This window comes from Janthinobacterium sp. BHSEK, from assembly GCF_056174685.1.
Genome location: NZ_JBWBYV010000061.1, coordinates 14336 through 41312, shown reverse-complemented (window position 1 = coordinate 41312; position 26977 = coordinate 14336). Strand labels below are relative to the sequence as shown.

At 63.5% G+C, this 26977-nt stretch carries 20 protein-coding genes; 7 read left to right on the top strand and 13 right to left on the bottom strand.

All coding sequences use genetic code 11. From position 1 onward, the window contains the following. The first annotated feature begins 68 nt into the window (after positions 1-68). Both AC0V2Y_RS21075 and AC0V2Y_RS21070 read left to right on the top strand, forming a co-directional pair. Positions 69-4520, top strand: coding sequence for a PAS domain-containing protein (locus tag AC0V2Y_RS21075; RefSeq protein WP_475414454.1), 4452 nt, complete (start codon positions 69-71; stop codon positions 4518-4520). Next, a complete protein-coding gene (locus AC0V2Y_RS21070; RefSeq protein ID WP_475414453.1) occupies positions 4517-5440 on the top strand; it encodes a diguanylate cyclase domain-containing protein in 924 nt (307 codons plus the stop codon). Before AC0V2Y_RS21075 ends, AC0V2Y_RS21070 begins: the two co-directional genes overlap by 4 nt. Before the next feature lie 86 nt (positions 5441-5526). Here the strand turns inward: AC0V2Y_RS21070 and AC0V2Y_RS21065 are convergent, their stop codons facing one another. From AC0V2Y_RS21065 to AC0V2Y_RS21035, 7 genes are all read right to left on the bottom strand, one after another. Further along, positions 5527-5982 carry a MaoC family dehydratase gene (locus AC0V2Y_RS21065; protein WP_475414452.1) on the bottom strand — a complete coding sequence of 152 codons (456 nt, stop codon included), beginning with the start codon at positions 5980-5982 and terminating at the stop codon, positions 5527-5529. After that, the gene (locus tag AC0V2Y_RS21060) at positions 5975-6463 is read right to left on the bottom strand and encodes a MaoC family dehydratase (RefSeq protein WP_475414451.1); all 489 of its coding nucleotides are present in this window, start codon (positions 6461-6463) and stop codon (positions 5975-5977) included. The genes AC0V2Y_RS21065 and AC0V2Y_RS21060 overlap by 8 nt, the downstream gene beginning before the upstream one ends. Continuing rightward, positions 6460-7605, bottom strand: coding sequence for an acyl-CoA dehydrogenase family protein (locus AC0V2Y_RS21055; protein ID WP_475414450.1), 1146 nt, complete (start codon positions 7603-7605; stop codon positions 6460-6462). The genes AC0V2Y_RS21060 and AC0V2Y_RS21055 overlap by 4 nt, the downstream gene beginning before the upstream one ends. 16 nt (positions 7606-7621) lie before the next feature. Then, on the bottom strand, positions 7622-8812 hold the full coding sequence (locus AC0V2Y_RS21050) for an acyl-CoA dehydrogenase family protein (protein ID WP_475414449.1): 1191 nt from the start codon (positions 8810-8812) through the stop codon (positions 7622-7624). 183 nt (positions 8813-8995) lie between these two features. Continuing rightward, a complete protein-coding gene (locus AC0V2Y_RS21045; protein ID WP_475414448.1) occupies positions 8996-9346 on the bottom strand; it encodes a VOC family protein in 351 nt (116 codons plus the stop codon). Between the two features lie 30 nt (positions 9347-9376). Next, the gene (locus tag AC0V2Y_RS21040) at positions 9377-9691 is read right to left on the bottom strand and encodes a hypothetical protein (protein ID WP_475414447.1); all 315 of its coding nucleotides are present in this window, start codon (positions 9689-9691) and stop codon (positions 9377-9379) included. 85 nt (positions 9692-9776) lie between these two features. After that, a complete protein-coding gene (locus AC0V2Y_RS21035; protein WP_475414446.1) occupies positions 9777-10364 on the bottom strand; it encodes a TetR/AcrR family transcriptional regulator in 588 nt (195 codons plus the stop codon). 226 nt (positions 10365-10590) lie between these two features. On the opposite strand from AC0V2Y_RS21035, the gene AC0V2Y_RS21030 reads away from it, so the two are divergent. Beyond that, positions 10591-11799: an MFS transporter gene (locus tag AC0V2Y_RS21030; protein ID WP_475414445.1), complete on the top strand. Its 1209-nt coding sequence runs from the start codon at positions 10591-10593 to the stop codon at positions 11797-11799. A gap of 12 nt (positions 11800-11811) precedes the next feature. Here the strand turns inward: AC0V2Y_RS21030 and AC0V2Y_RS21025 are convergent, their stop codons facing one another. From AC0V2Y_RS21025 to alaC, 4 genes are all read right to left on the bottom strand, one after another. Further along, positions 11812-13401: an aspartate:alanine exchanger family transporter gene (locus AC0V2Y_RS21025; RefSeq protein ID WP_475414444.1), complete on the bottom strand. Its 1590-nt coding sequence runs from the start codon at positions 13399-13401 to the stop codon at positions 11812-11814. A 243-nt stretch (positions 13402-13644) separates the two neighbouring features. After that, on the bottom strand, positions 13645-14154 hold the full coding sequence (locus AC0V2Y_RS21020; protein WP_475414443.1) for a hypothetical protein: 510 nt from the start codon (positions 14152-14154) through the stop codon (positions 13645-13647). Positions 14155-14392: 238 nt separating this feature from the next. Beyond that, on the bottom strand, positions 14393-16681 hold the full coding sequence (metE, locus tag AC0V2Y_RS21015; RefSeq protein ID WP_475414442.1) for a 5-methyltetrahydropteroyltriglutamate--homocysteine S-methyltransferase: 2289 nt from the start codon (positions 16679-16681) through the stop codon (positions 14393-14395). Positions 16682-17043: 362 nt separating this feature from the next. Then, entirely contained in the window at positions 17044-18261 is a 1218-nt protein-coding gene (gene alaC, locus AC0V2Y_RS21010; RefSeq protein ID WP_475414441.1) for an alanine transaminase, read from the bottom strand. 310 nt (positions 18262-18571) lie between these two features. Here alaC and AC0V2Y_RS21005 point away from each other — a divergent pair, with 310 nt between their 5' ends. Next, entirely contained in the window at positions 18572-19255 is a 684-nt protein-coding gene (locus AC0V2Y_RS21005) for a pentapeptide repeat-containing protein (RefSeq protein ID WP_475414440.1), read from the top strand. 163 nt (positions 19256-19418) lie between these two features. On the opposite strand, the gene AC0V2Y_RS21000 is transcribed toward AC0V2Y_RS21005, so the two are convergent. Beyond that, a complete protein-coding gene (locus tag AC0V2Y_RS21000) occupies positions 19419-20633 on the bottom strand; it encodes an MFS transporter (protein ID WP_475414439.1) in 1215 nt (404 codons plus the stop codon). 120 nt (positions 20634-20753) lie between these two features. Here AC0V2Y_RS21000 and AC0V2Y_RS20995 point away from each other — a divergent pair, with 120 nt between their 5' ends. Next, positions 20754-21680, top strand: coding sequence for a LysR family transcriptional regulator (locus tag AC0V2Y_RS20995; protein WP_475414438.1), 927 nt, complete (start codon positions 20754-20756; stop codon positions 21678-21680). A gap of 199 nt (positions 21681-21879) precedes the next feature. Here the strand turns inward: AC0V2Y_RS20995 and AC0V2Y_RS20990 are convergent, their stop codons facing one another. Beyond that, entirely contained in the window at positions 21880-24147 is a 2268-nt protein-coding gene (locus tag AC0V2Y_RS20990; protein ID WP_475414437.1) for a carboxy terminal-processing peptidase, read from the bottom strand. Positions 24148-24669: 522 nt separating this feature from the next. On the opposite strand from AC0V2Y_RS20990, the gene AC0V2Y_RS20985 reads away from it, so the two are divergent. Further along, positions 24670-26640, top strand: a complete 1971-nt coding sequence (locus AC0V2Y_RS20985) for a methyl-accepting chemotaxis protein (protein WP_475414436.1) — start codon at positions 24670-24672, stop codon at positions 26638-26640. 63 nt (positions 26641-26703) lie between these two features. Further along, positions 26704-26976, top strand: a complete 273-nt coding sequence (locus AC0V2Y_RS20980; protein ID WP_092709723.1) for a putative signal transducing protein — start codon at positions 26704-26706, stop codon at positions 26974-26976. Position 26977: the final 1 nt, after the last annotated feature.

Genomic DNA, 26977 nt, shown 5'->3' with positions numbered 1-26977 from the left:
AAGATTTGCCTTCGATACGCTCAAGAATTTCATGGCTGGTGTTCGCCTGGGTCATTCCGACGGCACTCGTGTTTCTGCTGCTCATGGCGCAAAGCTACACGCGCGAACGCGGCCATGTCGTCAGCGAAACGGCGCAGGCGGCACGGGCGGTCGCCGCCGCCATCGAACGCGACCTGAGCGGCGCGCAGATGGCCGCGCGCATCCTGGCCGCCTCGCCCGCCCTGCAAGATGACGATATCGGTGCCCTGCGCGCGCTGGCCGGCAGCCTGCTGCAGCCGGGCCGGGCCGTGAGCGCCTACATCATCTCCGACGCCAAGGGACGCCAGCTGGTCAATACAGCCTTGCCCGCCGGCCAGGCGCCGCCCCCCTTGCCGCAAAAATGGGCGGCCAGCATGGAGCGCGCGCGCGACTACGGCAAGCCTCGGCTGACCAGCCTGCTCATGGAGCCGGACGAGGTGCCGCGGCTGGCCCTGAACCAACCCTTGCCGCGCGATACAGGTCCCGCCTATGTGCTGACGGCGCTGTACCGTCCCGACTACCTGCCCTTGCTGCTGCGCGAGCTGCACCTGCCGGCCTACCTGGGCGCGACCATCATCAATGCCGACGGCATCAACGTGGCGCGCACCCTGGCGCCGCAGCGCTATGTGGGCCAGCGCAGCCCGGCGCCCCTGCTGGAGCAGATACGCCAGGCGCGCGAAGGCGTGCTGCGCCATGCCACCCTGGAAGGCATCGACGTGTATACGGGCTTTCGCCGCGCGCCGGACGACGCCTGGACGGTGGCCGTCACCATACGCACCAGCACGGTGGCCGAAGCCCTGCTGCGCTCCGTCGTCACGGGTTCCCTCATCCTGGCCCTGCTGCTGGGCGCCGGCTTTGCCCTGGCCTGGCGCGTGGGCGGCCGCCTGGCCCGCACCCTGCAGGAACTGACCCTGCAGATCCATGCGCTGGCGCAAGGCAAACCCTTGCTTTCGAACAAGCACACGGACCGCGAATCGGCCGACATGGCCAACGCCCTGGGCGCGCTGGAACGCGACTTGCGGCGCCACCGCACGCAGCTTGAAAGCCTGGTGGACGAACGCACCCTGGCCCTGGAAAAATCCACGCGCCTGCTGGAAACCGTCTACGCGACGGCGCCCATCGGCATGCTGTTCGTGGACCTGGACTTGCGCATCGTCATGGTCAACCAGTACCTGGCCGCCATCAACGGGGCCAGCGTGGCCCAGCATCTGGGCCGTCCCGTGGGCGCCATGCTGTTCGACGACGCCGTGCGCAAGGAGGTGGAACGCTGCGTGCGCCAGGTGCTCGAGACGGGATCGCCCATCGTCGACCTCGAATTGCAGGGCCATTGCGGGCGACAGCGCGAGCAGCTGAGCCACTGGGTCGTCTCGTATCACCCGATTTTCGGCCCCGAGCAGCAATTGCTGGGCGTGTCGGGCCTGTGGCTGGACATTAGCGAACGCAAGCGCAGCGAAGCGGAATTCCGCCGCTCGAAACACCTGTTCGGCACCATCATCGAAAACATCCCGGCCATGGTCTTCGTCAAGCGCGCCGACAAGCTGAGCTTTGAAATGATCAACCGCCACGCGGAACTGACCCTGGGACGCTCGCGCGAGCAATTGCTGGGCAAGACGGACCATGACTTCTTCCCGCCGCAGCAGGCCGCCGCCTTCGTCAGCGCCGACCGCAAGCTGCTGGCCACGGGGCAGATGGTGGAAATCGAGCAGGAGCCGATCAACACGGCCGACGGCACCACGCGCCACTTCACCACGCGCAAGGTGGTGCTGCGCGACGACGCGGGGCGCGCCAGCCACGTGCTGGGGGTATCGATCGACATCACGGAGCGCAAGCGCGCCACCGAGGTGCTGCATGCCACCACCTTGCGCCTGGAACAGAGCGAGCGCTTCATCCGCACCGTCACTGACAACCTGCCCGGCATGGTGTCGTACTGGGGCGCCGACTTGCGTTGCCGATTCGCAAATAATTTCTACAATGAATGGTTTGGCCGCAGCAGCGCCGAGCTGGCCGGCATCCACATGCGCGAATTGCTGGGGCAGGAACTGTTCGATGTGTATGCGCCCCACGTCGAGGGCGTGCTGGCGGGCCGGCCGCAAAGCTTCGAGCGCGACCTGCTCGACCCCACGGGCCAGGTCTGCCACACGTGGACCAACTACATCCCCGACGTCGACGACGGCGGCGGCGTGCGCGGCTTCTTCGTGCTGGCCTCTGACGTCTCCGAGCTCAAGCGCACGGAATTGCGCCTGCACGAACTCAACGAGCAAATGGTGCGCGCGCGCGACAAGGCCGAGGCGGCCAGCACGGCGAAGAGCGAATTCGTCGCCAACATGAGCCATGAAATCCGCACGCCGATGAACGCCATCATCGGCCTGGCGCGCCTGCTGGAAGAGTCGCCGCTGGAACGGCGCGAGCGCAGCTACGTCGGCAAGATCCAGATGGCCACGCAGTCGCTGCTCCACATCGTCAACGACGTGCTCGATTTTTCCAAGATCGAGGCGGGACAGATGGTGCTGGAACAGCGCCGCTTCCAGCTCGAACGCATGCTGGGCAGCGTCGGCGTCTTGCTGGCCAGCAGCGCCTGGGCGCGCGGCGTGGAGCCCGTGTTCGTGCTCGACCCGGGCGTGCCCGATGAACTGATCGGCGACGCCCTGCGCGTGGAACAGATCCTGATCAACCTGGTGGGCAACGCCGTCAAATTCACCGCGCATGGCGAAGTGGTGCTGGCCATCGCCATGGTGGCCGAGGATGCGGCCAGCGCGACGCTCGAGTTTTCCGTGCGCGACACGGGCATCGGCATCGGCGCGGCCGAGCAGGAGCGCATCTTCGACGCGTTTTCCCAGGGCGACAGCGGCACCAGCCGCAAATACGGCGGCACGGGACTGGGGCTGGCCATCTGCCGGCGCATGGTGGAATTGATGGGCGGCCAGCTCAGCGTGAAAAGCGCGCTGGGCCAGGGTTCCGACTTCCGCTTCCGCTGCCGCTTCGGCAAGGTGGCGCCGCCGCCCGAGCCGCCGGGCAAGGCCGCGCCCAGGGATCTGTCGCTGCTGATCATCGACGACAACGCCAGCGTGCGCGCCATGCTGGAAGGCTGGTGTGCGGCGCAAGGCTGGCACAGCCGCAGCGCCGACAGCGGCGCGGCCGGCCTGGCCCTGCTGCGGGCCCATGCCGGCGGCGGGCCAGCGGCAGACATCGTATTGCTGGACGCGGCCATGCCGGGCATGGACGGCATTTCCATGCTCACCGAGGCGCGCGCCGATGCGCACCTGGCGCTGCCGCCCGTGATCATGCTGGTGGCCGACCAGGACAGCGAAAACCTCGAGCGCCTGGCCGACAGCCTGATGCTGTCCGGCATCGTCTCGAAACCGGCCACCCCGGCGCGCCTGCTGGCGGCCGTGACGGCCGTGCGCGACGGGCGCAACGGGCGCAACGCACCGTCCGCGCTGCCCGTTTCCACGCCCCTGTCGGGATTGCTGGAAGGCATGCGCGTACTGCTGGTGGAAGACAATGAAATCAACCAGGAAGTGGCGCAGTACATCCTGCTGCACTCGGGCGCGCGCGTGGCCGTGGCCGCCAACGGCCAGCTGGCCGTCGACCTGCTGGCGCAAACCCCGCAAGCCTGGGACGTGGTGCTGATGGATTTGCAGATGCCCGTCATGAATGGCTATGACGCCACCCTGGCCATCCGCGCGCTGGGCTTGCCGGACCTGCCCATCGTCGCCATGACGGCCAACGCCATGGACGAGGACCGCCTGCGCGCCGTCGCCAGCGGCATGAATGCGCACGTGGCCAAGCCCATCGATGTCGACGAGATGATCCTGACCCTGACCCGGCTGGTGCCGGCACCCGGGGGCGGCGGCGACGGCGACGTCCGGGCGGGCGATGCCGCCACGCAGACGCCGGACCTGCCGGCCGCGGTGCCCGGCATCGACCTGGCAGCGGCCCTGCACCGCTTCGGCGGCGATTACGGCGCCTTCCTGGCCCTGCTCAAACGCTTTGAGAATTCGCAAGGCGACGCCGTCGTGGACACCCGGCGCCTGCTGGCCGCCGGCCAGACGCGGCAGGCGGCGCAACTGCTGCACCGCGTCTGCGGCGTGGCGGCCAACTTGGGCGCCGCCCACGTCGCCAGCCTGGCCGGCGAGGCGGAAAAGACGCTGAAAACGGGGCAATCGCACGCCGCTGCCGCCTTGCTGGGACAGCTGGAACTGGCGATGGCGGAAGTCATCGAAGCGGCGCGCACCCTGCCCTCGCCCCTGCGGCGCGGACAGCCGGCAGCGGCAGCGCCCGGCAGCGCACCGCTCGACCTGCGCGCCGGCCTGACCGAGCTGCTCGTCCTGATCCGCAACAATAATCTGAGGGCGCTGGCGCAATTCCACGCCCTGCACGCCGCGCTACAACAGTCAGACCGGGAAGCGGCCCTGGCGCTGGCCAACGCGGTCGAAACACTGGATTTTTCCGAAGCGGAAAAACTCGTGCTCGACCAGCTGAAACGAGAGGAAAACAAGTGAGCTGGACCAATCTTGCCATGAACGGGCGCATCCTCATCGTCGATGACGCCATGGAAAACATCCAGATCCTGCACCAGCTGCTGCGCGAGGAACACGATGTGCTGTTCGCCCTGAGCGGAGAAAAGGCGCTGGAGATTGCGCATAATCAGCTGCCGGACCTGATCCTGCTCGACGCCGTCATGCCCGGCATGGATGGCTATGCCGTCTGCAATGCGCTGCGCGAATCGGCCATCCTGAGCGCCATTCCCGTCATTTTCGTCACGGCCCTGAACCAGCCCGAGGATGAGACGCGGGCGCTGGAAGCGGGCGCCGTCGATTTCATCACGAAACCGTTCAACGCGGCCGTCGTGCGGGCCCGCGTGCGCAGCCAGCTGACCATCAAGCGGCAGGCCGACGCCATGCGCGAACTGTCGCTGACGGACTCGTTGACGGGCGTGGCCAACCGGCGCAGCTTCAACGACACGATGGACAGCGAATGGCGGCGCTGCGCGCGCGACGGCGTGCCGATGGCCCTCATCATGGCCGATATCGATCACTTCAAGGATTACAACGACACGTATGGCCACCAGGCGGGCGACCTGTGCCTGCAGCAGGTGAGCGCCGCCCTGCGCCGCTGCGCCGTGCGCCCGCCCGACCTGCTGGCGCGCTACGGCGGCGAGGAATTCATCATCCTGCTGCCGCAGGAAACGCGCGACGGCGCCGAAGTGGTGGCCCAGCGCATCCTCGACGAAGTGCGCACGCTGGAAATTCCCCACGCCAGGTCCAGCGTCGGCCCGCACGTCAGCGTCAGCCTGGGCATGGCCAGCGTCATGCCCACCGAAGGCATGGATCCCAGCGCCCTGATCCGCGCCGCCGACGCCCTGCTGTACCGCGCCAAGCAGACGGGGCGGGACAGGTATTGCGCGTCGGAGGGGGAGTAAAGAGGAGGCGCGCGCACCTGCGTCGGCTTACGCCCTGCGGGGTAAACCGACCTACGCCGACCTACGATGTGGGCTCAGCTTGCAGCTCAGGGATAGCAGCGCATCAGAAATTCCGCCACGCACACGGGTTTCGTGTCGCCTTCCCTCTCCATGGTGACGGCCCAGTTCACTTGCGCCCCTTCCGGCAGGTCCTCGACGGACAGGATGTCGAGCCGCGCGCGCAGGCGGCTGCCGACGGGCACGGGCGCGGGGAAGCGCACCTTGTTCAGGCCGTAATTGATGGCCATGCGGATGCCGGCCATGTGCAGCGCACCCTGCAGCATGGCGGGCAACAGGGACAAGGTCAGAAAGCCGTGCGCCACGGTGCAGCCGTACGGCGACTCGCGCGCGCAGCGCTCGGCGTCCACGTGGATCCACTGATGGTCGTCCGTGGCGTCGGCAAAGGTGTCGATGCGCTGCTGCGTGATGGTGAGCCAGTCGGAAACGGCCACGTGCTGGCCCGACAAGGCCTGGAAACCGGCGATGCCGGCGATGTCACGCATGCTGCTCTCCCGCCGGACGGCGCCCGAACATGCCCATGCCTTCGACGGTGGTCACCACGTCGCCATGCTGGTTGCGCACGCTCCATACGGAAATGACGATGCCGCGATCCGGCTTCGACGTGGACGGGCGCACTTCCTTGACCTGGTAGGTCAGCTGCAGGGTGTCGCCCGCGCGCACGGGCTTGAGCCAGCGGATGCTGTCCAGGCCGGGCGAGCCCATGCTGGATGAATGCTTGAGCAGGTTATCTACCACCAGGCGCATCATCATGCCGCAGGTATGCCAGCCGCTGGCGATGACGCCCTTGAAGATGGTTTTTTCCGCCGCCGCATGATCGACGTGGAACGGCTGCGGGTCGAAATCCGTGGCGAAGGCGATGATTTCCGCCTCCGTCACGTGGCGCTGGCCCAGGTCGATTTCCAGGCCCTGCGTAAAGTCTTCGAAATACCAGTGTTTGGGGCTGATTCCGGTCAATGCGGTCATGCGGTCTCCGTCGGCAAGAAGCCCGGCTGGGCGATAAAGCGCTCGATGTGGTGCTCCACGTCGCCCAGGGTCAGGGCGATCATGGAGAGGCGCTTGAAATGATGGGCGGCCGGCAATTCGTCGGTCACGCCCATGCCGCCATGTAATTGCACGGCTTGCTGGCCGACAAAGGTGGCGGCCAGGCCCACCCGCGCCTTGGCGGCGGAGACCGTGCGGCGCCGCTCCGCCGCGTCCTCGCTATCGGCCTTGGCGGCGGCCAGCATGGCCATCGAACGGGCTTGCTCCAGGTGGATGAACATGTCGGCCATGCGATGCTGCAAGGCCTGGAACTTGCCGATCGGCGCGCCGAACTGCTGGCGCGTCTTCAAGTAGTCGAGCGTGGCGGCAAAGATGGCATCCATGGCGCCCACGGCTTCCGCGCACAGCAAGGCGGTGCCATAGTCGAGTGCGGCATCGAGCACGGGCCAGCCCTGCCCCTTTTGTCCGACCAGCGCATCGTGCCCCAGCACCACTTGCACGAAGGTCACGGTGGCGGCGCGCTGGCCATCGATGGTGCGGTAGTCGCGCACGGAAACGCCGGGCGCGTCAACGGGCACGAGGAACAGCGAAATGCCGTCCGTGTCCATCTGGCCGCCGCCGCTGCGCGCCGAGACGATCAGCGCGCCCGCCTGGGCGCCATGGATGACGACGGTCTTCTCGCCGTCGAGCACGAAACCGTCGCCGCTGGCGATGGCCGTGGTGGCGATATCGTGCAGGTCGTGGCGCGACTGGCGTTCACCCAGCGCGCACGCGAGCTTCAGGCTGCCGCTGGCGACCTGTTCCAGCACGGCGTCGTGGCCGCCCGCCAGGGTCAAAAAACGCGCGCCCAGCACGGTAGCCAGGTATGGTTCGACCACCAGGCCGCGCCCCAGTTCCTGCATCACCAGCAGCATATCGACGGCCGTGCCGTCGAAACCGCCCACGCCGGCCGGCAGAGGCAAGGCCGTCATGCCCAGCTCGGCCAGGGTGGCCCAGGCCGCATCGGACGTGCCGGTGGCGGAATGGATGATGGTTTGCCGCATCTCAAACGGGTAATCCTTGTCGACCCAGCGCCGGAGCGCGTCGGCGAATTGCTGCTGTTCCTGATTGAATTGGAAGTCCATGTCGTCTCCTTCTGGCTTACAGGCCCAGGATCATCTGCGTGATGATGTTTTTCTGGATTTCATTCGAGCCGCCATAGATCGATGTCTTGCGGTAATTGAAGTAATACGCGGCCAGCGGCGCGGCCAGGTCGTCGCCAGCGCTGCTGTGCGGCGCGCTGCCTTCGAGAAATGCCGGGTCGAATGGCAAGGCTTGCGGGCCGATGGCTTCCACCATCAGTTCCGTCAGTTGCTGCTGCAGTTCCGAACCGCGCACCTTCAGCATCGACGCCTGCGGCCCCGGCCCCTTGCCCTCTTCGCTGATGACGCGCAAGACCGTCATTTCCAGCGCCATCAATTCGATTTCCAGGGTGGCGACCTTGGCCGCAAACGCGGCATCGTGCAGCAGCGGCGCGCCGCGCTTGGTCTGCTGCATGGCAAGCTGCTTGAGAAAAGTCAGCTCGCGCTTGGAGCGGCCCACGGCGGCGATGCCCGTGCGCTCGTGCCCCAGCAGATACTTGGCGTAGGTCCAGCCCTTGTTTTCCTGGCCGACCAGATTGCTGACGGGCACGCGCACATTATCAAAAAAGACTTCGTTCACTTCGTGTTCTTCATCGAGCATGATGATGGGGCGCACGGTGATGCCCGGCGTTTTCATGTCGATCAGCAAGAAACTGATGCCTTCCTGCTTGCGCACCGTGCTATCCGTGCGCACCAGGCAAAAGATCATGTCCGCGTGCTGGCCCAGCGTCGTCCAGGTTTTCTGGCCATTGACAATGTAGTGGTCGCCGTCGCGCTCGGCCGTGGTTTTCAGGGACGCGAGGTCGGAACCGGCGCCGGGCTCGGAGTAGCCCTGGCACCACCAGTCGTCGCAATTCAAGATGCGCGGTAAGTAATATGCCTTTTGTTCGGCGTTGGCGAAGGCCATGATGACGGGCGCCACCATGTTGATGCCGAAAGGCAAAATCGGGGGCGTGGCGGCGCGCGCGCACTCCTCTTCCCAGATATGGCGCTGCACGGACGTCCAGCCCGTGCCGCCGTATTCGACGGGCCAGGCTGGCGCGGCCCAGCCTTGCTGCGCGACAATCTTGTGCCAGCGCACATAGTCATCGCGGTTCAGGCGCAGATGCTGGCGCACCTTGCGCTGCAAGTCCGCCGGCAGATGGGTGTCGAGGAAGGCGCGCACCGTGTCGCGGAACGCCGTCTCCCCGGCCGTGTAATGCAGGTCCATGTCTGTCTCCTTGTTCTTGTCGGTTGCCGTGATGACTGCACGCAAGGAAGCTCAGCGCACAAAAAAGCACGACCGTTCTCAAGGATTGTACAACAGATTGGGAGCGGCGCCAGCCCTTTTACGCAGGCCGGCGCCGGGTGGCATTGGCCGGCTAGCGGCCCGAAGCCGCCGTTGGCATCTCGCTTATGCGTGCGACAGAATATTGATGAGTTTGCCAAAAGGGTCGCGCACGAAAAAGCGCCTGACGCCCCAGGGTTCATCGCTCAGCCCATACTCGATGGCAAACCCTGCAGCAACCATGCGTGCAAATGCGGCATCGACGTCATCGACTTCAATCGACAGGTCTGGCACGGCCGTGTTCGAGCCCCCTTGCGTGGCGAAGCTCACTTGAACACTCATCTCGGTTTGCGCACCATACGTCATGATCCAGCCGTGGTCCATCAGCAGGCTCAGGCCCAGCACCTCCTGGTAAAACCTCCGCGCCAGGCCCGGATCCGACACGGGGACATTGGCAACGATACGCTTGACTTGCATATTTTTCCTCCGTGTTAATGATTGAACCCTTCAAAGCTCACCCCTGCCATTCCACATCCACAACCGCACCCAGAAGTGGTGGCGAATCGAATTGAAATTCATTCCATGGCGGATGGCCAATTCCACCACCTGCCGGTAGTAGGCAGCCAACTCGCCCTCTCGTCCGCCAAGTTCGGACGTAAGCACCATGGATGGTTCAGACCGTGGAAATGAAGGCAGCTGAAGGCACTGTGTACATGTTGACGTGTCCACGCCTGCATGTCTGTCCGGACCGAAATAGAACTCTTTCTTCAAGAGAAAGCAAAGCTCTACATTCAGCAACGAAACTGGTTTGGCTTCAGTCATCCAAGGTTTCATATGATTGCAATAAAATTAACCTCAAGGGTACTACGGAAATGTCCACTTCTGACGAGATTGCCACTTTTCACGATTACCTCTTTAGTAACAGCCCACGTAGAAGCAATTCCAATGCCGCAACTCCTTTTATCAAGCGCGCATTGCCTTCGTCACCGTCGGCGATCCAGAACGCCGCTTCTGCCAGACTGCCGTAGATCATCGAAGCCAGTGCCTCTGGGCAAGTGTCGACCACGATGCCTTGATGAATCAGTTCGCGGATAAGCCCTTGCATCGACTCGAGGCAATGACGCTGCGAGTCCGGTGAAGCGCCCCCCAGCACCGCCCTGGCATCGCGTAAAACGATGCGCTGAATTTCCGGTTCCAGGGCCATCTCCAGATAGGCACGGCAGCGATGGCGAAAGCCTTCCCACAGATCGCCAGCGCTGTCGGAGATGCTTTGCAGGCGACCATCCATTTCCGCGTCGATCTGCTCTACCACCGCCAGCAGCAAGCCCTTCTTATCGCCGAAGTGATGATACAGCGCACCCCGCGTCAGTCCTGCCTGCGCGGTGAGGTCGTCCATTGACGTATCGGCATAACCGCGCTCGCTGAACACTGTGCGGGCGGTAGCCAGCAACGATGCTCGGGTTTCTTCCATCTCCACACGCGTGCGGCGAACCATTGCTTTCTCCTTACATACATAACGTATGATTGTTTACATGCAGTGCGTATGAATATATACTATTCATACGCGATGTATGTATTATCACTGGGACGCGTCTCCGCTGCAAGCATCGCATGCAGGGAGCAATATCGATCCCCTTTGGCATGCGCTGCCACTGCATAGCAGCGGTCCGACGCCGCCGGCACAAGCCGTTTATCGAATGATCAAATGAAGGATATGCACCATGAGTACGTCCCCCTATGCTGCCGCAGAAACGGCTGTCCGCCACCCGTGGCTGGCGGTCAGCGCTGTCGGCATGGCCACCTTTTCGGTCGTGACGACGGAAATGCTGCCGGTCGGCCTGCTGACGCCGATCGCTGACACCCTGGGTACCTCCACCGGAACCGCCGGGCTGATGATCTCGCTGCCAGCATTGCTGGCGGCCTTGTTCGCGCCGCTGGTCGTGATCGTCTCGGGAAACCTGGACCGGCGCACAATTCTCTGTGGCTTGCTCACTCTATTGTTGCTGGCAAACATAGCCTCGGCTCTGGCGCAGAACATGGCGTGGATGCTGGCGGCACGTGTTCTCGTCGGTTTTTGCATGGGCGGAATCTGGGCCATCGCCGGCGGTCTGGCGTCCCGGCTTGTTCCTGCCCGCTCGATCGGCCTCGCAACGTCGATTATCTTCGGTGGCGTGGCGGCCGCTTCCGTGCTGGGTGTGCCGCTAGGCGCACAAATCGGCGACGTTGCAGGATGGCGCTGGGCTTTCGGCGCCATGGCGCTGTTCAGCGGCCTGGTACTTGTGCTGCATCTGGCTGTCATTCCCGCCCTGCCCGCTGCCGGTTCGACGACCTTGCGCCAATTCGGCAAACAGCTGCACAACCGGCAGTTGCAGGCGGGGCTGCTCCTGACCCTGTTGCTTGTAAGCAGCCATTTCACGGCCTTTACCTTCGTGCGCCCGCTGCTGCTGTCGATGTCGGGGTTTGATGCGCAATGGCTGGGCACACTGCTGTTTTCCTATGGCTTCGCGGGCATCATTGGCAACTTCCTGGCCGGCGGCGTTGCGGCGCGGCGCGCAGCGCCAACCATCGTCGCCATCGCGGGCGGCCTGCTGCTCACGCCACTGCTGTTTCTGGCTGTCGGCGACTCCAGCATCGCTGGCGGCGTGGTGTTGCTGGCGTGGGGACTGGCCTACGGCGGCGTATCGGTCGGCCTGATGACCTTGATGCTGAAGGCGGCGCCCGGGGCCGTGGAGATCGTCGCCGCGCTGTATGTGGGAGTCTTCAATATCGGCATTGCGCTCGGAGCGTGGGCCGGCGGTCAAGCCGTGGACAGGCTGGGCCTCTCGGCCAACCTCTGGCTTGCCGCAGGTTTCGCCGCTGCGGCTTTGCTGCTGGCTTTTGGCATCAACTTTGTTAATGCCAACAAACAACTTGGCCCTGCACGAGATTGACTCTTGCCGCCATCAGCCATACAAATGCAGCAACACCTGCACGGCGACGATCTTGACGATGGTCATGCTGGGGAAAATCATCGCGTAGCCGAGGTTCGGGCGGTCCGATTTGGCCAGGCGGTTGGCGAACACCAGCACGGCCGGGTTGCCCGTGGCGCCCGCCGCGATACCGAGCAACTCGGGAAACGGCAGGCGCAGGAAGACCTTGCCCAAAATCACCGCGAGGGCCACCACCACCAGCACCGTGACGGCCCCCAGCGCCAGCATGGGCAAGCCGTCGGCGCCCACCTGCTGCACGAACGGCAAGCCGGAGGCCATGCCGACGGAGGCGAGGAAAATCGTCAAGCCGTAGTTGCGCATGACCAGGTTGGCCGACAGGGGCAGGCGCCAGCTGATCTTGCCCACCCTGCCCAGCCGTCCCAGGATCAGCGCCATCACCAGCGGACCGCCGGCCAGGCCCAGGCTGAACGAGCCTATCCACGGCAAGGGGATGGGCACCAGGCCCAGCAGCACGCCCAGCACCATGCCCATGCCCAGCGACACATAGCTGAACTCGGCCGTGGCCGTGATGGAATTGCCGAACAGCTTGCGCACGTCGGCCGCATGTTTCGCTGGCGCAATAGCCATCACGCGGTCGCCGAATTCCAGGGTCAGGAACGGGTGCGGCAGGATCATGGCGTCGCCACGCCGGATGAAAGCGATCTGCAGCGGAAAGTCTTTCGACAGGTTCAGCTCGCCCAGGGGCACGCCGACGATTTCCGCGTCCGACACGAACACTTCCGTGCCGTCGAACGTGCTGCGGTCCTTCATCAGCCGCCCCGGGTCGAGGTGGCCCAGCGCCGTGCGCGCCGCTTCCACACCCGCCACCGTGCCCGATACCATCAGCGCGTCGCCCACGCCGAGCACCAGGCCAGGATCGGGCAAGCGGTTCTGGTGGCCCTGGCGCACGCCGATCACTTGCACGCCGGCCAGTGGGCCGTCGGCCAGTTCGGACAGGGCCGCGCCCGCCAGTTTCGCTTCGTCAATGGTAATTTCGGACACGACGATGGGCGCCGGCGGCGGCGTCAGCACGGGTTTCAGGATGCGCCCGGCCAGGTACAGGCCCAGCATGGGACCGACGACGCCGAACGGATACGCCACCGCATAGCCGACCGCCGCGTCGCCATTGCCGTGCGACGCTTCCAGCGCCGCCTGCAGGGCCGCCGTGCTGGTCATGGCGCCGGCAAACACGCCGCTGGCCATGCGCAGCGAGATATCGATCCACTGCCCGCCCCAGACGGACACGGCCAGGCCGCCCATGACGGCGGCAAAGGCGATCAGATTGTGTTTTTGCCCCGCCCCGCGCAAGCCGGCGAAGAACTGCACGCCGTACTGCACGCCTATGCCATACAGGAACAGCAGCAGACCGATGGAGCCGACCATCGGCGGCGGCACGGAACCGGGCGCAAAGGCGCCCAGCGCCAGCCCCGCGAACAGCACGCCGCCCACGCCCAGCGAAAAGCCGAACACGCTGATGCGCCCCAGCGCATAACCGGCGCCGATGACGAGAAACAGGGCGAGGATGGGCGTGGACTCCAGCGTGTGGCGAAATAATTGAAGCATCGGGCAACCTTGGTCTGGGGAAGGCCCAGTTTAGCATGCACAAAAGCAACACGATGGCGATGATGACAAGCAAGCGTGCGCAGGTTTGCGCCTTAAAAACGGGCAAAAAAAAGCCCGCTGCGGGAGCGGGCTGAATCTAATTCCTGTGAGGAAGTAGAGGAGACAGGTGCATGATGCCGCGTCGCAACATACAAATCCAATTGCATGTTGTGATGACAGAAATAGCGTCTATCAATATCTCGTTCAGGCCGCGCCAAAAACGATCAGCGTTCGATCCGATCTTTGCGGGCGAGTGACCAGCACGCGGGCGCGTTCCACCGATACGCAAGTCTGCGGCACAAACCCCGTCGGCAATGTCCCTCCATCGCGCTTGAGCATTTCCGGCTCATTGAACACGTCATAGTCCGCGCGCTTGAAAAGCAACTGTTCGATGCCGGCGTCCCCTTCGGGCATCGGTTTGACAACGATGAGCGACCAAAGGCCTTCATCCCCCAGGAATTGCTTTTGCTTCAGGAAGGCGTTGACCCTGTCCGCAGGAGGCGCCGAACCGGGCAGCTCGCTCTGATACATGGTCAGCGGGCACAGCAGCGTGCCGGGCGGCCACCCCATATCGGGCAGCGCGGCGACCGTCTCCGGACGCAACTGGCCCAAGTGGCGATCAAGCGGATGCCGCTCCTCCGAGCATGCGCCGAGCGCCATCAGCGCCAGCATGCCGGCTGCGTAAAACAAAGGTGTCATCAACAAAGGTGTCATCAACTTGTCTCCTTGTGCATGGTTTAGCAAGGGTATCTTAAGCGATGCAGCCGTGGCGACCCGCGCGATAAGGTGCAACGGCAAAAAAAAAGCCCGCTGCGGGAGCGGGCTGAATCTAATTCCTGTGAGGAAGTAGAGGAGACAGGTGCATGATGCCGCGTCGCAACATATAAATCCAATTGCATGTTGTGATGACAGAAATAGCCATTCCCTATATCTGCCCTCTCCCCTGCCGTCCTCAGGCGACGTTATCGGCACGCAAGGTTTTCGCGGCCGCCACCATGTTGGCGAGCGCGGGAATCACTTCCTTCCAGCCGCGCGTCTTCAGGCCGCAATCGGGGTTGACCCACAGGCGCCGCGCGGGAATGCGTTCGGCTGCCTTGCGCATCAATGCCACCATCTGTTCCTGGCTCGGAATGTTGGGCGAGTGAATGTCGTAGACGCCGGGGCCGATGTCATTCGGATAATTGAAATCGTCGAAGGCGTCCAGCAATTCCATGTCGGAGCGCGACGTTTCGATCGTGATGACGTCCGCATCCATGTCCGCGATCTGCGCGATGATGTCGTTGAATTCCGAATAGCACATATGCGTGTGGATCTGCGTCTCATCGGCCACGCCATTGGCCGTGATGCGGAACGATTCCACGGCCCAGCGCAGGTACTCGGTCCACTGGGATTGACGCAGTGGCAGGCCTTCGCGCAGTGCCGCCTCGTCGATCTGGATCACGCGGATGCCGGCCCGCTCCAGGTCCTGCACCTCGGCGCGCATGGCCAGCGCCAGCTGGTGGCACGACACGCTGCGGGGCTGGTCGTCGCGCACGAAGGACCAGTTCAGGATGGTGACGGGCCCCGTCAGCATTCCTTTCATCGGCTTGTCCGTCAGCGACTGGGCGTAGGTACTCCACTCGACCGTCATGGCGCGCGGGCGGCTGATGTCGCCGAACAGGATGGGCGGCTTGACGCAGCGCGAACCGTACGATTGCACCCAGCCGAACTGGCTGAAGGCGTAGCCGTCGAGCTGTTCACCGAAATATTCCACCATGTCGTTGCGTTCCGCCTCGCCGTGCACGAAGACGTCCAGGCCCAGCGTTTCCTGTTCCTGCACGCAATGCGCGATTTCCGCCTGCATCAGTTTTTTGTAACTGGCCTCATTCAGCTGGCCGCTGCGGAACTGGCTGCGCGCCTGGCGGATTTCCGCCGTCTGGGGGAAGGAGCCGATGGTCGTCGTCGGATACAGGGGCAGTTGCAGCAGTGCCGCTTGCTTGGCGGCACGCTCCGCATAGCCGCTCACGCGCCGGCCCATGCTGGCGGCTATGCACGCCACGGCCGCTTTCACGTGCGGATTGTGCACGCGGCCCGACTGGCGGCGCGCTTGCACGGCTGCATGATTGGCGTCCAGCGCCGCCTGCACGGAGGCGCGGCCATGGTTCAGGGCGCCGGCGATGGCGTGCACTTCATCGAGTTTCTGGCGGGCGAAGGCCAGCCAGGAGTGGATGTCGGCGTCGAGCTTTTGTTCGCTGTCCAGGTCGACGGGCACGTGCAGGAGCGAGCACGACGGGGCGATCCACAAACGGTCTTGCAGGCTGGCGTGCACGGGTTCCAGCCACGCCAGCACTTGCGTCAAATCCGTCTTCCAGATATTGCGGCCATTCACCACACCCAGCGACAGCACGCTGGTGGCGGGCAATTGGGCGATCACTTGCTCCACTTCATCGCGGGCGTTGACGGCATCGAGGTGCAAGCCTTGCACGGGCAGCTTGCACGCCAGCGCCAGGTTGTCTTGCAGCTTGCCGAAATACGTGGCCAGCAGCAGTTTGACGTGATTGACCTTGCTCAAGGCATCGTAGGCCGTGACGAGCGCCTGCTGCCAGGCGCCGTCGAGTTCCGTGACGAGTATCGGCTCATCGATCTGCACCCACTCCACGCCTTGGGCCGCCAGTTCCTGCAGCAGTTGCACGTAGACGGGCAGCAAGCCTTGCAGCAGCGCCAGCTTGTCGGAATCATCCTTGGCCTTGCCCAGCCACAAATAGGTGACGGGGCCGATCAGCACGGGTTTGGCGTTCACGCCGAGCTGGCGCGCTTGCGCCAGTTGCCGCAGCAGGCGGCTGCTGTCGAGCTTGAATTGTGTCTCGGCCGCGAATTCCGGCACAATGTAGTGATAGTTGGTGTCGAACCATTTCGTCATTTCGCCGGCATGGACGCAGCTGCAATCGCTGTCGCTGGCCGAGCGGCCGCGGGCCACGCGGAAATAGTTGTCGAGCGCGGCGCCTTCCAGGCCGCGCACGCGCTGAGGCAAGTTGCCCAAGGTAAAACTCAGATCCAGCACCTGGTCGTAGAAGGAAAAGTCGCCCACGGGCACCAGGTCCAGCGCATGCTGGTCTTGCCAGTGGCGCTGGCGCAGTTCGGCGCCCTGGCCTTCCAGCGCGGCCAGGCTGCTCTTGCCCTTCCAGTAGTCTTCCAGGGCGAATTTCAGTTCGCGTTTGGCGCCGATGCGCGGGTAGCCCAGATTGTGTGTCGTGACGGTCATGGTAGTGCCTCCCAGTGAAGTATGGAGACATCATAGAGGCTTTCATCCATGAAAAATAATGGTAAAACTTCATGCATCCATTATTAATATTCATGCGAAACCGTAGCCGAACAATCCATCGGGCCATGCTGCGCGAAGCCGGCCGCCCCGTTCGCCGAGCGTGCCGGCCGGAAAGCGAGGGCCAAAACGACAGGCAAAAAAAAGCCCGCTGCGGGAGCGGGCTGAATCTATTTCCTTGGAGGAAGATAGAGGAGACAGATGAATGATGCCGCGTTGCAGCATATAAAACCACTTTATATTCGTGATGTCAGAAATACGCAGCGGTGATATTAAGGGCAACGAAGAATTCCATGCGGCAACTTTTATGCTGCCGCTGCCGCTTTCCCGTCGCCGGAACGCAACATATTCTTGATGCCACGCAAGGCTTGCCGCACCCTCGCCTCGTTTTCGATCAGGGCGAAGCGCACGTATTCATCGCCGTACTCGCCGAAGCCGATGCCGGGCGACACGCTCACCTTGGCCTTTTGCAACAGCAGCTTGGCAAATTCCAGCGAGCCCAGGTGACGATAAGCCTCGGGGATATGCGCCCAGATATACATCGACGCCTTCGGTTTTTCCACCATCCAGCCCGCTTCATGCAAGCCTTTCACCAGCACGTCGCGGCGGCGCTGGTATTGCGCGCAGATTTCTGTCACGCAACTCTGATCGCCTTCCAGCGCGGCAATGGCCGCCACTTGCACCGGGGTAAAACTGCCGTAGTCGTGGTAGCTCTTGATGCGCGCCAGGGCCGCCACCAGTTCCGCGTTGCCGACCATGAAACCGATGCGCCAGCCCGCCATGTTGTAGCTTTTCGACATGGTGAAAAATTCCACGGCGACGTCGCGCGCGCCCGGCACCTGCATGATGGACGGCGCCTTCCAGCCATCGAAGGTGATGTCGGCATACGCCAGGTCGTGCACCACCAGGATATTGTGCTGTTTCGCCAGCGCCACGACTCTTTCAAAAAATTCCAGTTCCACGCATTGCGCCGTGGGGTTCGATGGAAAACCCAGCACCATCATCTTCGGTTTCGGGTAGCTTTCGCGGATGGCCCGTTCCAGTTCCGCAAAGAAATCCACGCCCGGCCCCATGCGCACGGAGCGGATATCGGCGCCCGCGATGACGGCGCCCCAGATATGGATCGGGTAGCTGGGGTTCGGCACCAGCACCGTGTCGCCCCGGTCGAGCGTCGCCAGCATCAAATGCGCCAGACCCTCTTTCGAGCCGATGGTGACGATGGCTTCGCTGTCCGGGTCGATGTCGACCTCGTAGCGCTTCTTGTACCAGTGCGCAATCGCGCGGCGCAGGCGCGGAATACCTTTTGATGCGGAATAGCCGTGCGTGTCGGGCCGTTTCACCGTCTCGACCAGCTTGTCCACGATGTGGGCCGGGGTGGCGCCATCGGGATTGCCCATCGACATGTCGATGATGTCCTCGCCACGGCGGCGCGCGGCCATCTTGAGTTCGGCGGTGATGTTGAAAACGTAGGGGGGAAGGCGATTGATGCGCGAAAAGCTGCGCGGAGCTTGGCTGTCGGTCATGGTTATCTCTGTACGTAAGCGCCCGGATCCGTCCGAGCGACGTTGGCGCAGTGGCTGCACCTGCAACGATACTAACCCGGCTTCGCAAGAACTGGCAAGGCCGATTCGGACACGCTACAATACGCCCAGATCGAAAATGAGCGCACCGGTTGGTAACCCGGTAAGTGCCTGGCACCGTCCAGTCATGCTCCCGCCCACGCGGACCCACGGCGCTGACCCTTGGCTGTTACACCAGCCGGGGAGGTGTTCTGGTTCGTGCATCTTCCCGCCGCGCCATCCCTCCCCTGCTTTGATGAGGAATAAAAAACGGATGGCAACACACGACACCGCAGTAACTGGCATGACCCTGGACCGCGCCGGCATGGAGCAGCAACTGGCCCTGCCAATGCGCCACTTCATCGATTGCGCCTTCGACGGTGAAGACCTGTCGCGCCTCGACTTGCAGGGCTGCACCTTCGAGCGCTGCACCTTTGCCGACACCAACTTGTTTGCCAGCAAGCTTGCGCGCAGCACCTGGCGCCGCTGCCGCGCGGGCAGCGCCGACTTCGAATCCGTCGACGCCGTCGACGCCAGCTTCGAAGGCTGCGACCTGAACAACACGAAATGGCGGCGCGCCAAGCTGGCCTCGCTCACCTACCGGGGCTGCAAGCTGACGGGCGCCTCGTTCGAGGAAGCGGCCCACCTGGGCTTGACGTTCGAAGACAGCCTGCTGGTGGGCGCCGACCTGCGCGGCTTCTCGTTCCGCAAGGCAATACTCAAACAGCTGGATTTTTCCGATGCCTACCTGGCCGGCTGCGACTTCCGCGAGGCCGTCTTCGAAGGTGGCAGCCTGCGCAATGCCACCATCAAACTGGCGAAGTTCCAGGGCGCGGACCTGCGCGGCGCCGATATCGACGGTTTCAAATTGAGCGAAGCAGCGCTGCTGAAAGGCGCCGTCATCACGCATGCGCAGGCGGCCAACTTCATGCGGGCGCTGGACCTGGTGGTCATTTAAAAAACACAGGCAAAAAAAAGCCCGCTATGGAAGCGGGCTGAATCTATTTCCTTGGAGGAGATAGAGGAGACAAGTGCATCTTGCGGCATCGCGGCATATCACGCCACTTTATCTTCATGATGATAGAAATTTCAATTCGTGATAATGAGGCTCCATCAGGGTTTCAAGCCGTGCGGCGCGTGGCCAGCGGTAAAAATTCGCCCAGCCACACCAGCAGGGCGAGGCCCGGAAACGCCATGCCGGCCAGCAAGGTTGCCTGCCAGCCGTAGCTGGCGTACACCCAGGCACCGATGGCCGAGCCAGCCGCACCGCCGGCAAAGAACAGCGCGAAATACAGGCCGTTCAAACGGCCCCGCACTTCCGCGCCCAGGCTGAAGATGGCGCGCTGGCCCAATACCAGGTTGGCCGCCACGCCCATGTCGAGCACGATGGACGCCACCACCAGCAAGCCCAGCGCCACATGCTTCGATTCCGGGGCGAACATGGGCAAGGCAAACGCGGCGATGCCCAGCGCCAGCGCGGCGGCCGTGGCCGGCAAGGTGTGGCCGGCGTCCGCCAGGCGGCCCGCGATGGGCGAGGCGACGGCGCCCGCCATGCCCACCAGGGCAAAGATGGCGATGCCCGTTTGCGACAGGCCGAGCGCGGGGCTGGCCAGCACCAGCGGCGTGACGGTCCAGAACAGGCTGAAGGCGCCAAACAAGCCTGCGTGATAGGCGGCGCGGCGGCGCAGCACGGGCGTGCCCAGCAGCAAATGCCACAGCGACGCCATCAGGGCAGGATAGCGCATGCTCGACACGGGCTGGCGCACGGGCAAGGCACGGCGCAGCACGGCAGCCAGCGCCAGCATCAGCACGGCGGCGCCGCCGAACACCACGTGCCAGCTGGCGTGCGCGGCCACCAATGACGCCACGGGACGGGCCAGCATGATGCCCAGCAACAAGCCGCTGACGACCTTGCCCACCGTCTGCCCCCGCGTCGCTTCCTGCGACAGGTGGGCGGCAAACGGCACGATCACTTGCGCCGCCACGGAACCGAGGCCGATGGCCAGCGCGGCGGCGAGGAAGACGATGGCGCCCGTACTCAGGGCCGCCACCACCAGGGCCGTGGCCGTCACCAGCAAGGCCGTGACGATCAGGCGCCGGTTTTCCAGCAAGTCGCCCAGCGGCACGACAAACAGCAGGCCCAGGGTATAGCCCACTTGCGTCAGGGTGACGATCAGCCCGGCCGCCTTGGCCGACAAGCCCGTCGAGGCGCTGATGGGCCCGACGAGGGTTTGCGCGTAGTACAGATTGGCCACGATCAGGCCGGAAGCGATGGCCAGCAGCAGCACCATGGCCGGTGCGATGTCGTGGGGAGCGGAAGATGAGGCCTTGTTCATGTTGTTTCCTCGGTTCGATAGGGATGTCGCCATTCTAGGCAAAACCGGGGCAAAGATAATTAGGGCATAATCCACTTATACTTTTCACATAAAATGAACAATGAGAATGGAAGCTATCCCATGGACAAGATCAAGGCCATGCAGACCTTCGTGCGCATCGTCGAAGCCAACAGTTTTTCCAAGGCGGCCGAAACCTTGAATTTGCCGCGCGCCGCGCTGACGGCCACCCTGCAAAAGCTGGAAGCCTACCTGGGCACGCAATTGCTGCAGCGAACCACGCGCCGTTTGTCGCTGACGCCGGAAGGGGCCGAGTACTTTCGCCATTGCATAGATATCCTGAAGGCCGTCGATACGGCGGAACTGGCGTTTCGCGGCCCCGACGCGACAAAACCGCGCGGCTTGCTGCGCATCAACCTGCCCAATACGGTGGGCCGCAGGTTGGTCGTGCCGCATATCGCGCACTTCCACGCCGCCTGGCCGGACGTGCAATTGCAGCTGAGCCTGACGGACCGCCTGGTCGACCTGACGCAGGAAGGCATCGATTGCGCCTTGCGCGTGGGCACCTTGCAGGATTCCGCCTTCATCGGCAAGCAGGTCGGCCTGATGCGCTTCGTCACGTGCGCCTCGCCCGCCTACCTGGCGCGGCACGGCACGCCGCACACCCTGGCCGACCTGGCCGCGCACCAGGGCATCATGCATTACTCGGGCCGCACGGGCCGCGCTTTCGACTGGGATTTTCAACAAGGCAAGGAAGTGCTGCGCGTGCAGATGGCCGGCCCCATCGCCGTCAACGATGCCGACGCCAGCGTCGATTGCGCCTTGCAGGGGCTGGGACTGGCGCAGGCGGCCCAGTACCAGGTGCGCGAACACCTCGACAGCGGCGCGCTGGTGGCCGTGCTGCTGGATTATCCGCCGACGCCGATGCCCATGTCGCTGCTGACGCCGCAAGGGCGGCTGGCCACGCCCAAGCTGCAGGCGTTTGCCGGCTGGCTCACGGCCCTGCTGGCCGCTCAACCCGACGTACAAGCGAGCACGCACAGAATCTGAGGCAAAAAAAAAGCCCGCTGCGAGAGCGGGCCGAATCTATTTTCTTGGAGGAGAATAGAGGAGACAAGTGCATTATGCTGCATCGCGGCATATCCATCCAATTGATTGTTGGAATGATAGAAATACGCCAAACAGATAACTGATCGGGGCGAAAAAAAACCGGCTCCGCAAGGAACCGGTTTTCTAGTGCATGAAAGCCTTACTTCGCTGCCGTCACCGGCGTCGCCTTGCCATCCGCGCCATACGGCAAGACCTTGGCCGCCATGCGGGTATCGGCCTTGATCAGCGCCACTTCGTCGGCCAGGATGCGCGCCGCTTCGTTCAGCAGCACGTCCTTGGCGCTCTTGGCGGCCGTTTCGGCGTCCAGTTCGGCACTCAGCGCGCGCTCGTCGCCCTGCAAGCCATCGTCGGTGCGCAAGGCGCCCTTCACGGCGGCGATCTGCTTGGCCGTCTTGTTGGCCGCCTTCGCGCCCTTCAGCACGTCTTTCGGATCGGGAATCACCACCAGGTCGTCGGCCGGATTCGAAATCTGCGCGATCAGGCGTTTTTCACGAGCCTTGGCGCGCGCCTCCTGGGCATCGCGCTCCTTGCGGCGCACGGTTTCATTGAGCGAAATCTGGTTTTCCTTGCGCTGCTTGACGACCAGGGCTATGTCATCGAGCAAGTACTGGAAATCCTTGTCCTTGGCCACGCGCGCTTCATGTTTCTTGTCCAGCAGCGGCACGATATCCTTCAGGTCGCCCGTCGGCATGTACGGTGCCGGCTTGATGGCCACCCATGGCAAGGCATTGTCATAGCTCGATTCGCCGAAGTTTTCCGTGTCCGACATGGCAGGCAACTTGATGTCGGGCGTGACGCCGCGCAACTGCGTGGTGCCGCCGTTGATGCGGAAGAACTGGGCGATGGTCATCTTCAGCTCGCCGAAGCGGGCTTTCTCGCTGCCGCCGAAACGGTCGAGGTTGAACAAGGTTTGCACGGTGCCCTTGCCGAAGCTGCCTTCGCCGATGATGACGCCACGGCCGTAATCTTGCACGGCGGCGGCGAAAATCTCGGACGCGGAAGCGGAACCACGGTTGATCAGCACGCCCATCGGACCATCCCAGGCCAGGCCCGCGTTGGTGTCGCTTTCCACGTCGACCTTGCCTTCGGCATTGCGCTGCATCACGACCGGGCCCTTGTCGATGAACAGGCCCGTCAGTTCGACGGCTTCGTTCAGCGAACCGCCGCCGTTGTTGCGCAAGTCGATCAGGACGTTGTCGACCTTGTCCTTCTTCAACTCGGCCAGCAAACGGCTGACGTCGCGCGTGGCGCTTTTAAAGTCCTTGTCGCCACGGCGGCGCGCTTCGAAGTCCTGGTAGAACGTCGGCAGGGAAATGACGCCGATGCGGCGCTTGACGCCGTTGTCGCGCACTTCGATGACCGATTTCTTCGCCGCCTGCTCTTCCATGCTGATTTTCTTGCGCACCAGCGGCAAGACCACGTGCTTGGCGTCCGGACCGGCGTCGGCCGGCAGGATGTCGAGGCGCACGACGGAATCCTTGGCGCCGCGGATCAGCTGCACCACGTCGTCGATGCGCATGCCCAGCACTTCGGTGATGGGGCCGCTTTCGCCCTGCCCCACGCCGACGATGCGGTCGCCCACTTTCAGCTTGCCCGACAGGCCGGCCGGGCTACCCGGCACGACTTCGCGCACCACCGTGTATTCGTCGCGCGTCTGCAGCACGGCACCGATGCCTTCGAGCGACAGGCGCATGGCGATGTCGAAGTTGTCCGAGGCGCGCGGGCCCAGGTAATTGGTGTGCGGCTCGATCGACATGGCGTAGGCGTTCATGAAGATCTGGAACACGTCTTCGCTGTTGAGCTTGCGCGAACGGGTCGTGTAGCTTTCATAGCGCTTGTCCAGCGTCTCGCGGATGGCCTTGTCTTCCTTGCCCGCCAGTTTCAGGCGCAGCCAGTCGTTCTTGACGCGCTTGCGCCACAGGTCGCGCACTTCCTCGTCGTTCTTCGGCCAGGCGGCCTTTTCGCGGTCGATCTGGTAGCTCTCGTCAGCGGTAAAGTCGAACTTGGTTTTCAGCAATTCACGCGCATACGCCATGCGCTCGTCGAAACGCTGCTGGTACAGGTTGTAGATGGCGAACGGCGCCGTCAGGTCTTCATTGACGATGGCGTCGTCGAGCTTGGTGCGCAGCGGAGCGAAACGGTCGATGTCGGCTTGCACGAAGAACAGTTTCTCCGCGTCCAGGGACTTGAAATAGCGGTCGAAGATTTTCTCCGACATGGCGTCGTCGAGCGGCATGGCCTTGTAATGGACGCGCGTCAATACGCGCGATGCCCACAAGGCGGCCTGCGTTTGCTGGGCCAGGGGCTTCATGGTGAGCGGAGGAGCGGCGCTCTTGTCCGTCTGGGCTGCGCCAGCATGGGCTGACAGGGCAAGCACCAGGGTGACCAGCATCATTTGCTTCTTCATCGGCTTCTCCGAAAATTAGTTAAATCAATTCCAGGCGGCGCAGCTACTCATGCGCCAGCCAGCAAGACAGTAAGGGGAATACGCGACTGGTCTGCATATTATTCTACAGGATACGGCCTGGCAGTCTCCCATGGAAGATCAGTTTCTTCCTGGAAGCTTAAACGCGGATTAAAGGCTGCGTCTCATTCATTACAAAGTGAAACATTCGTGAGAAAAATCGCATCATTCAGCAGCGATGAATATCAACATGATCCATTGGAATACAAAAAGTCAATAGGTGAAAGCGGCAATCCTTGATCTCGATGATGTTTTTATGCGAAAAAAATGATTCCTGCGGGAAACACTTAGTAACAAATAGCAAGCGACATGCTATCATCGCGCCCTGAAATACAGCTTGCCTGCGCGCCGCTCCCACAGCCGGCGCGCCTCCGTTTCAACAGTACTCCCCACCAGATCCCCTCCCCGCGTGTCATGTCATGACCAGGAATGGCCGAGCTGATTACCCTTTGCCAGACTCACACTATGCCTACAATTTCCTTCTCCCCCCGCCACTGTAGTGTCGGCGGCAAGATCACCATTTTTACCTTTGCCCTGGTCAGCCTGATCCTCGCCAGCCTGACGACCTTGATCAGCATCCGCACCTCAAATGCCCTGGAACAGCGCGCCGAAGCGGCCGTCACCAGCGAGCTCAACAGCGTCATGACGACCACGCAAGTCTTCCATACGGCCATGGTCAACGAAGCGGCCAGCTTTGCGCGCCTGTTCGCGGCCGAGTTTCCCGGCCCGTTCACGGTCGACACGGGCGCCATGGTGGCCGTGGCCGGCAAGGCCACGCCGGCCCTGGCCAATGGCGGCAAGGTGCTCAACCTCGACACGGCCGTGGTCGACCGCTACACGGCGCAGACGGGCGTGATCGCCACCATCTTTGCCGCCAACGGCGATGAATTCGTCCGTATCAGCACATCGCTGAAAAAACAGGACGGCGAACGCGCCATCGGCACCCAGCTCGACCACAACCACCCCAGCTACGCGCCGCTGCGCGCGGGCCAGCGTTTCGTCGGCATGGCAACCTTATTTGGCAAGCAATACATCACGCAGTACGACCCCGTGCGCGATGCGGCTGGCAAGGTGGTAGGCGTGCTGTTCATCGGCCTCGATATCAGCAAGAATCTGGCCATGCTGAAAGACAAGATTCGCCAGGTCAAGATCGGCCAGACGGGCTACATCTACATCCTCGATACGGCCCCCGGCGCCAACTACGGCCACATGGTGCTGCACCCGAACAGCGAAGGCAAGAGCGCGCTCGAGTTCAAGGCCAGCGACGGCCGCCTGTTCATCCAGGAAATGCTGGCGCAAAAAAACGGCGCCATGCGCTACACGTGGACGGCGCCCGGCGAAACGAGTGCCAGCGCGCGCGAAAAGCAGCTGTATTACCGTCAATTCAAGGATTGGCAATGGATCATCGCGGGCGGCACGTTCACGGACGAAATCACCTTGGAAGCGCGCCAGCTGCGCAACCAGCTGGCCATTTCCGGCTTCATCGCCCTGCTCGTGTTCGCCCTGCTGCTGTACTGGCTGGTGCGCACCCTCGTCTCGCGCCCGCTGGCCGCCGCCGAAACGGCCGCCGCGCAAATCGCTGCCGGCGACCTGACGGTGCACCTCGATACGACCAGCCTGGACGAAATCGGCCGCCTGCTGCGCGCCATGAACCGCATCAGCGACAACCTCTCGCAAGTGGTCGGCAAGGTACGCGGCAGCGCCGGACAGATCGCCACGGCCTCCGGGGAAATCGCCAGCGGCAACCTGGATTTATCGAGCCGCACGGAGCAGCAAGCCAGTTCGCTGGAAGAAACGGCAGCCTCGATGGAGGAACTGAGCTCCACCGTGCGGCAGAACGTCGATCATGCGCAGCAAGCGAGCAAGCTGGCGCACGATTCGTCCAGCCTGGCAGCCGAAGGCGGCGCGGCCGTGGCGCAGGTGGCCAGCACCATGGACGCCATCCGCAGCTCGTCTGGCAAGATTGCCGACATCATCGGCGTCATCGACGGCATCGCCTTCCAGACGAATATCCTGGCCTTGAACGCGGCCGTGGAAGCGGCCAGGGCCGGCGAGCAGGGACGGGGCTTCGCCGTCGTCGCCACCGAGGTGCGCACCCTGGCGCAGCGTTCGACGGCCGCCGCGAAAGACATCAAGGACCTGATCCAGGCATCCGCCGGCACGGTGGACCTGGGCCACGCCCAGGTGAGCCAGGCCAGCGCCACCATGGACACCGTGGTGGCCAGCGTGCGTCAAGTAAGCACCATCGTGGCGGAAATTGCGCAGGCGAGCGACGAGCAGCGCAGCGGCATCGAGCAAGTCAACCAGGCCATCGCCCAGATGGACCAGGTGACCCAGCAGAATGCGGCCCTGGTGGAAGAGGCGGCCGCGGCCGCCGACGCCTTGCAGGAGCAGGCGCAGGAGCTGAACCAGGTGGTGGGCGTGTTCAAGCTGTAATTCAAACGACAAACAACAGCCTGGTGCTAAGATGGGGACGAATCCACCTTGCCAGGAGACACGATGCACGACGACTATGTTTTAATTGCCCGGCTGATGATCCCCACGGATGCGCACGTCATCCGCGGCTGCCTGGCCGCCGCCGGCATCGACGTGCTGCTGACGGACGACCAGCACATGCAGGCCGACATGCTGCTGGCAGCTGCCATCGGCGGCGCCCGCGTCATGGTGCGCGAACACGACGTGGCGCGCGCCAATGACATCCTGGCCGCCTTCGAACGGGGCGACCTGGCGCTGTCCGACGATGCGGACGTGGGCGCGCCCGTCGCCGAATAAG

What these genes read in the sequence shown, in the direction of transcription:
- AC0V2Y_RS21065 (WP_475414452.1), bottom strand. Translation starts at nt 5,982, where the DNA reads ATGCGTGACATCGCCGGCATCGCCGGTTTCCAGGCCTTGTCGGGCCAG.
- AC0V2Y_RS21060 (WP_475414451.1), bottom strand. Translation starts at nt 6,463, where the DNA reads ATGACCGCATTGACCGGAATCAGCCCCAAACACTGGTATTTCGAAGAC.
- AC0V2Y_RS21055 (WP_475414450.1), bottom strand. Translation starts at nt 7,605, where the DNA reads ATGGACTTCCAATTCAATCAGGAACAGCAGCAATTCGCCGACGCGCTC.
- AC0V2Y_RS21050 (WP_475414449.1), bottom strand. Translation starts at nt 8,812, where the DNA reads ATGGACCTGCATTACACGGCCGGGGAGACGGCGTTCCGCGACACGGTG.
- AC0V2Y_RS21045 (WP_475414448.1), bottom strand. Translation starts at nt 9,346, where the DNA reads ATGCAAGTCAAGCGTATCGTTGCCAATGTCCCCGTGTCGGATCCGGGC.
- AC0V2Y_RS21040 (WP_475414447.1), bottom strand. Translation starts at nt 9,691, where the DNA reads ATGACTGAAGCCAAACCAGTTTCGTTGCTGAATGTAGAGCTTTGCTTT.
- AC0V2Y_RS21035 (WP_475414446.1), bottom strand. Translation starts at nt 10,364, where the DNA reads ATGGTTCGCCGCACGCGTGTGGAGATGGAAGAAACCCGAGCATCGTTG.
- AC0V2Y_RS21030 (WP_475414445.1), top strand. Translation starts at nt 10,591, where the DNA reads ATGAGTACGTCCCCCTATGCTGCCGCAGAAACGGCTGTCCGCCACCCG.
- AC0V2Y_RS21025 (WP_475414444.1), bottom strand. Translation starts at nt 13,401, where the DNA reads ATGCTTCAATTATTTCGCCACACGCTGGAGTCCACGCCCATCCTCGCC.
- AC0V2Y_RS21020 (WP_475414443.1), bottom strand. Translation starts at nt 14,154, where the DNA reads ATGACACCTTTGTTGATGACACCTTTGTTTTACGCAGCCGGCATGCTG.
- metE (WP_475414442.1), bottom strand. Translation starts at nt 16,681, where the DNA reads ATGACCGTCACGACACACAATCTGGGCTACCCGCGCATCGGCGCCAAA.
- alaC (WP_475414441.1), bottom strand. Translation starts at nt 18,261, where the DNA reads ATGACCGACAGCCAAGCTCCGCGCAGCTTTTCGCGCATCAATCGCCTT.
- AC0V2Y_RS21005 (WP_475414440.1), top strand. Translation starts at nt 18,572, where the DNA reads ATGGCAACACACGACACCGCAGTAACTGGCATGACCCTGGACCGCGCC.
- AC0V2Y_RS21000 (WP_475414439.1), bottom strand. Translation starts at nt 20,633, where the DNA reads ATGAACAAGGCCTCATCTTCCGCTCCCCACGACATCGCACCGGCCATG.
- AC0V2Y_RS20995 (WP_475414438.1), top strand. Translation starts at nt 20,754, where the DNA reads ATGGACAAGATCAAGGCCATGCAGACCTTCGTGCGCATCGTCGAAGCC.
- AC0V2Y_RS20990 (WP_475414437.1), bottom strand. Translation starts at nt 24,147, where the DNA reads ATGAAGAAGCAAATGATGCTGGTCACCCTGGTGCTTGCCCTGTCAGCC.
- AC0V2Y_RS20985 (WP_475414436.1), top strand. Translation starts at nt 24,670, where the DNA reads ATGCCTACAATTTCCTTCTCCCCCCGCCACTGTAGTGTCGGCGGCAAG.
- AC0V2Y_RS20980 (WP_092709723.1), top strand. Translation starts at nt 26,704, where the DNA reads ATGCACGACGACTATGTTTTAATTGCCCGGCTGATGATCCCCACGGAT.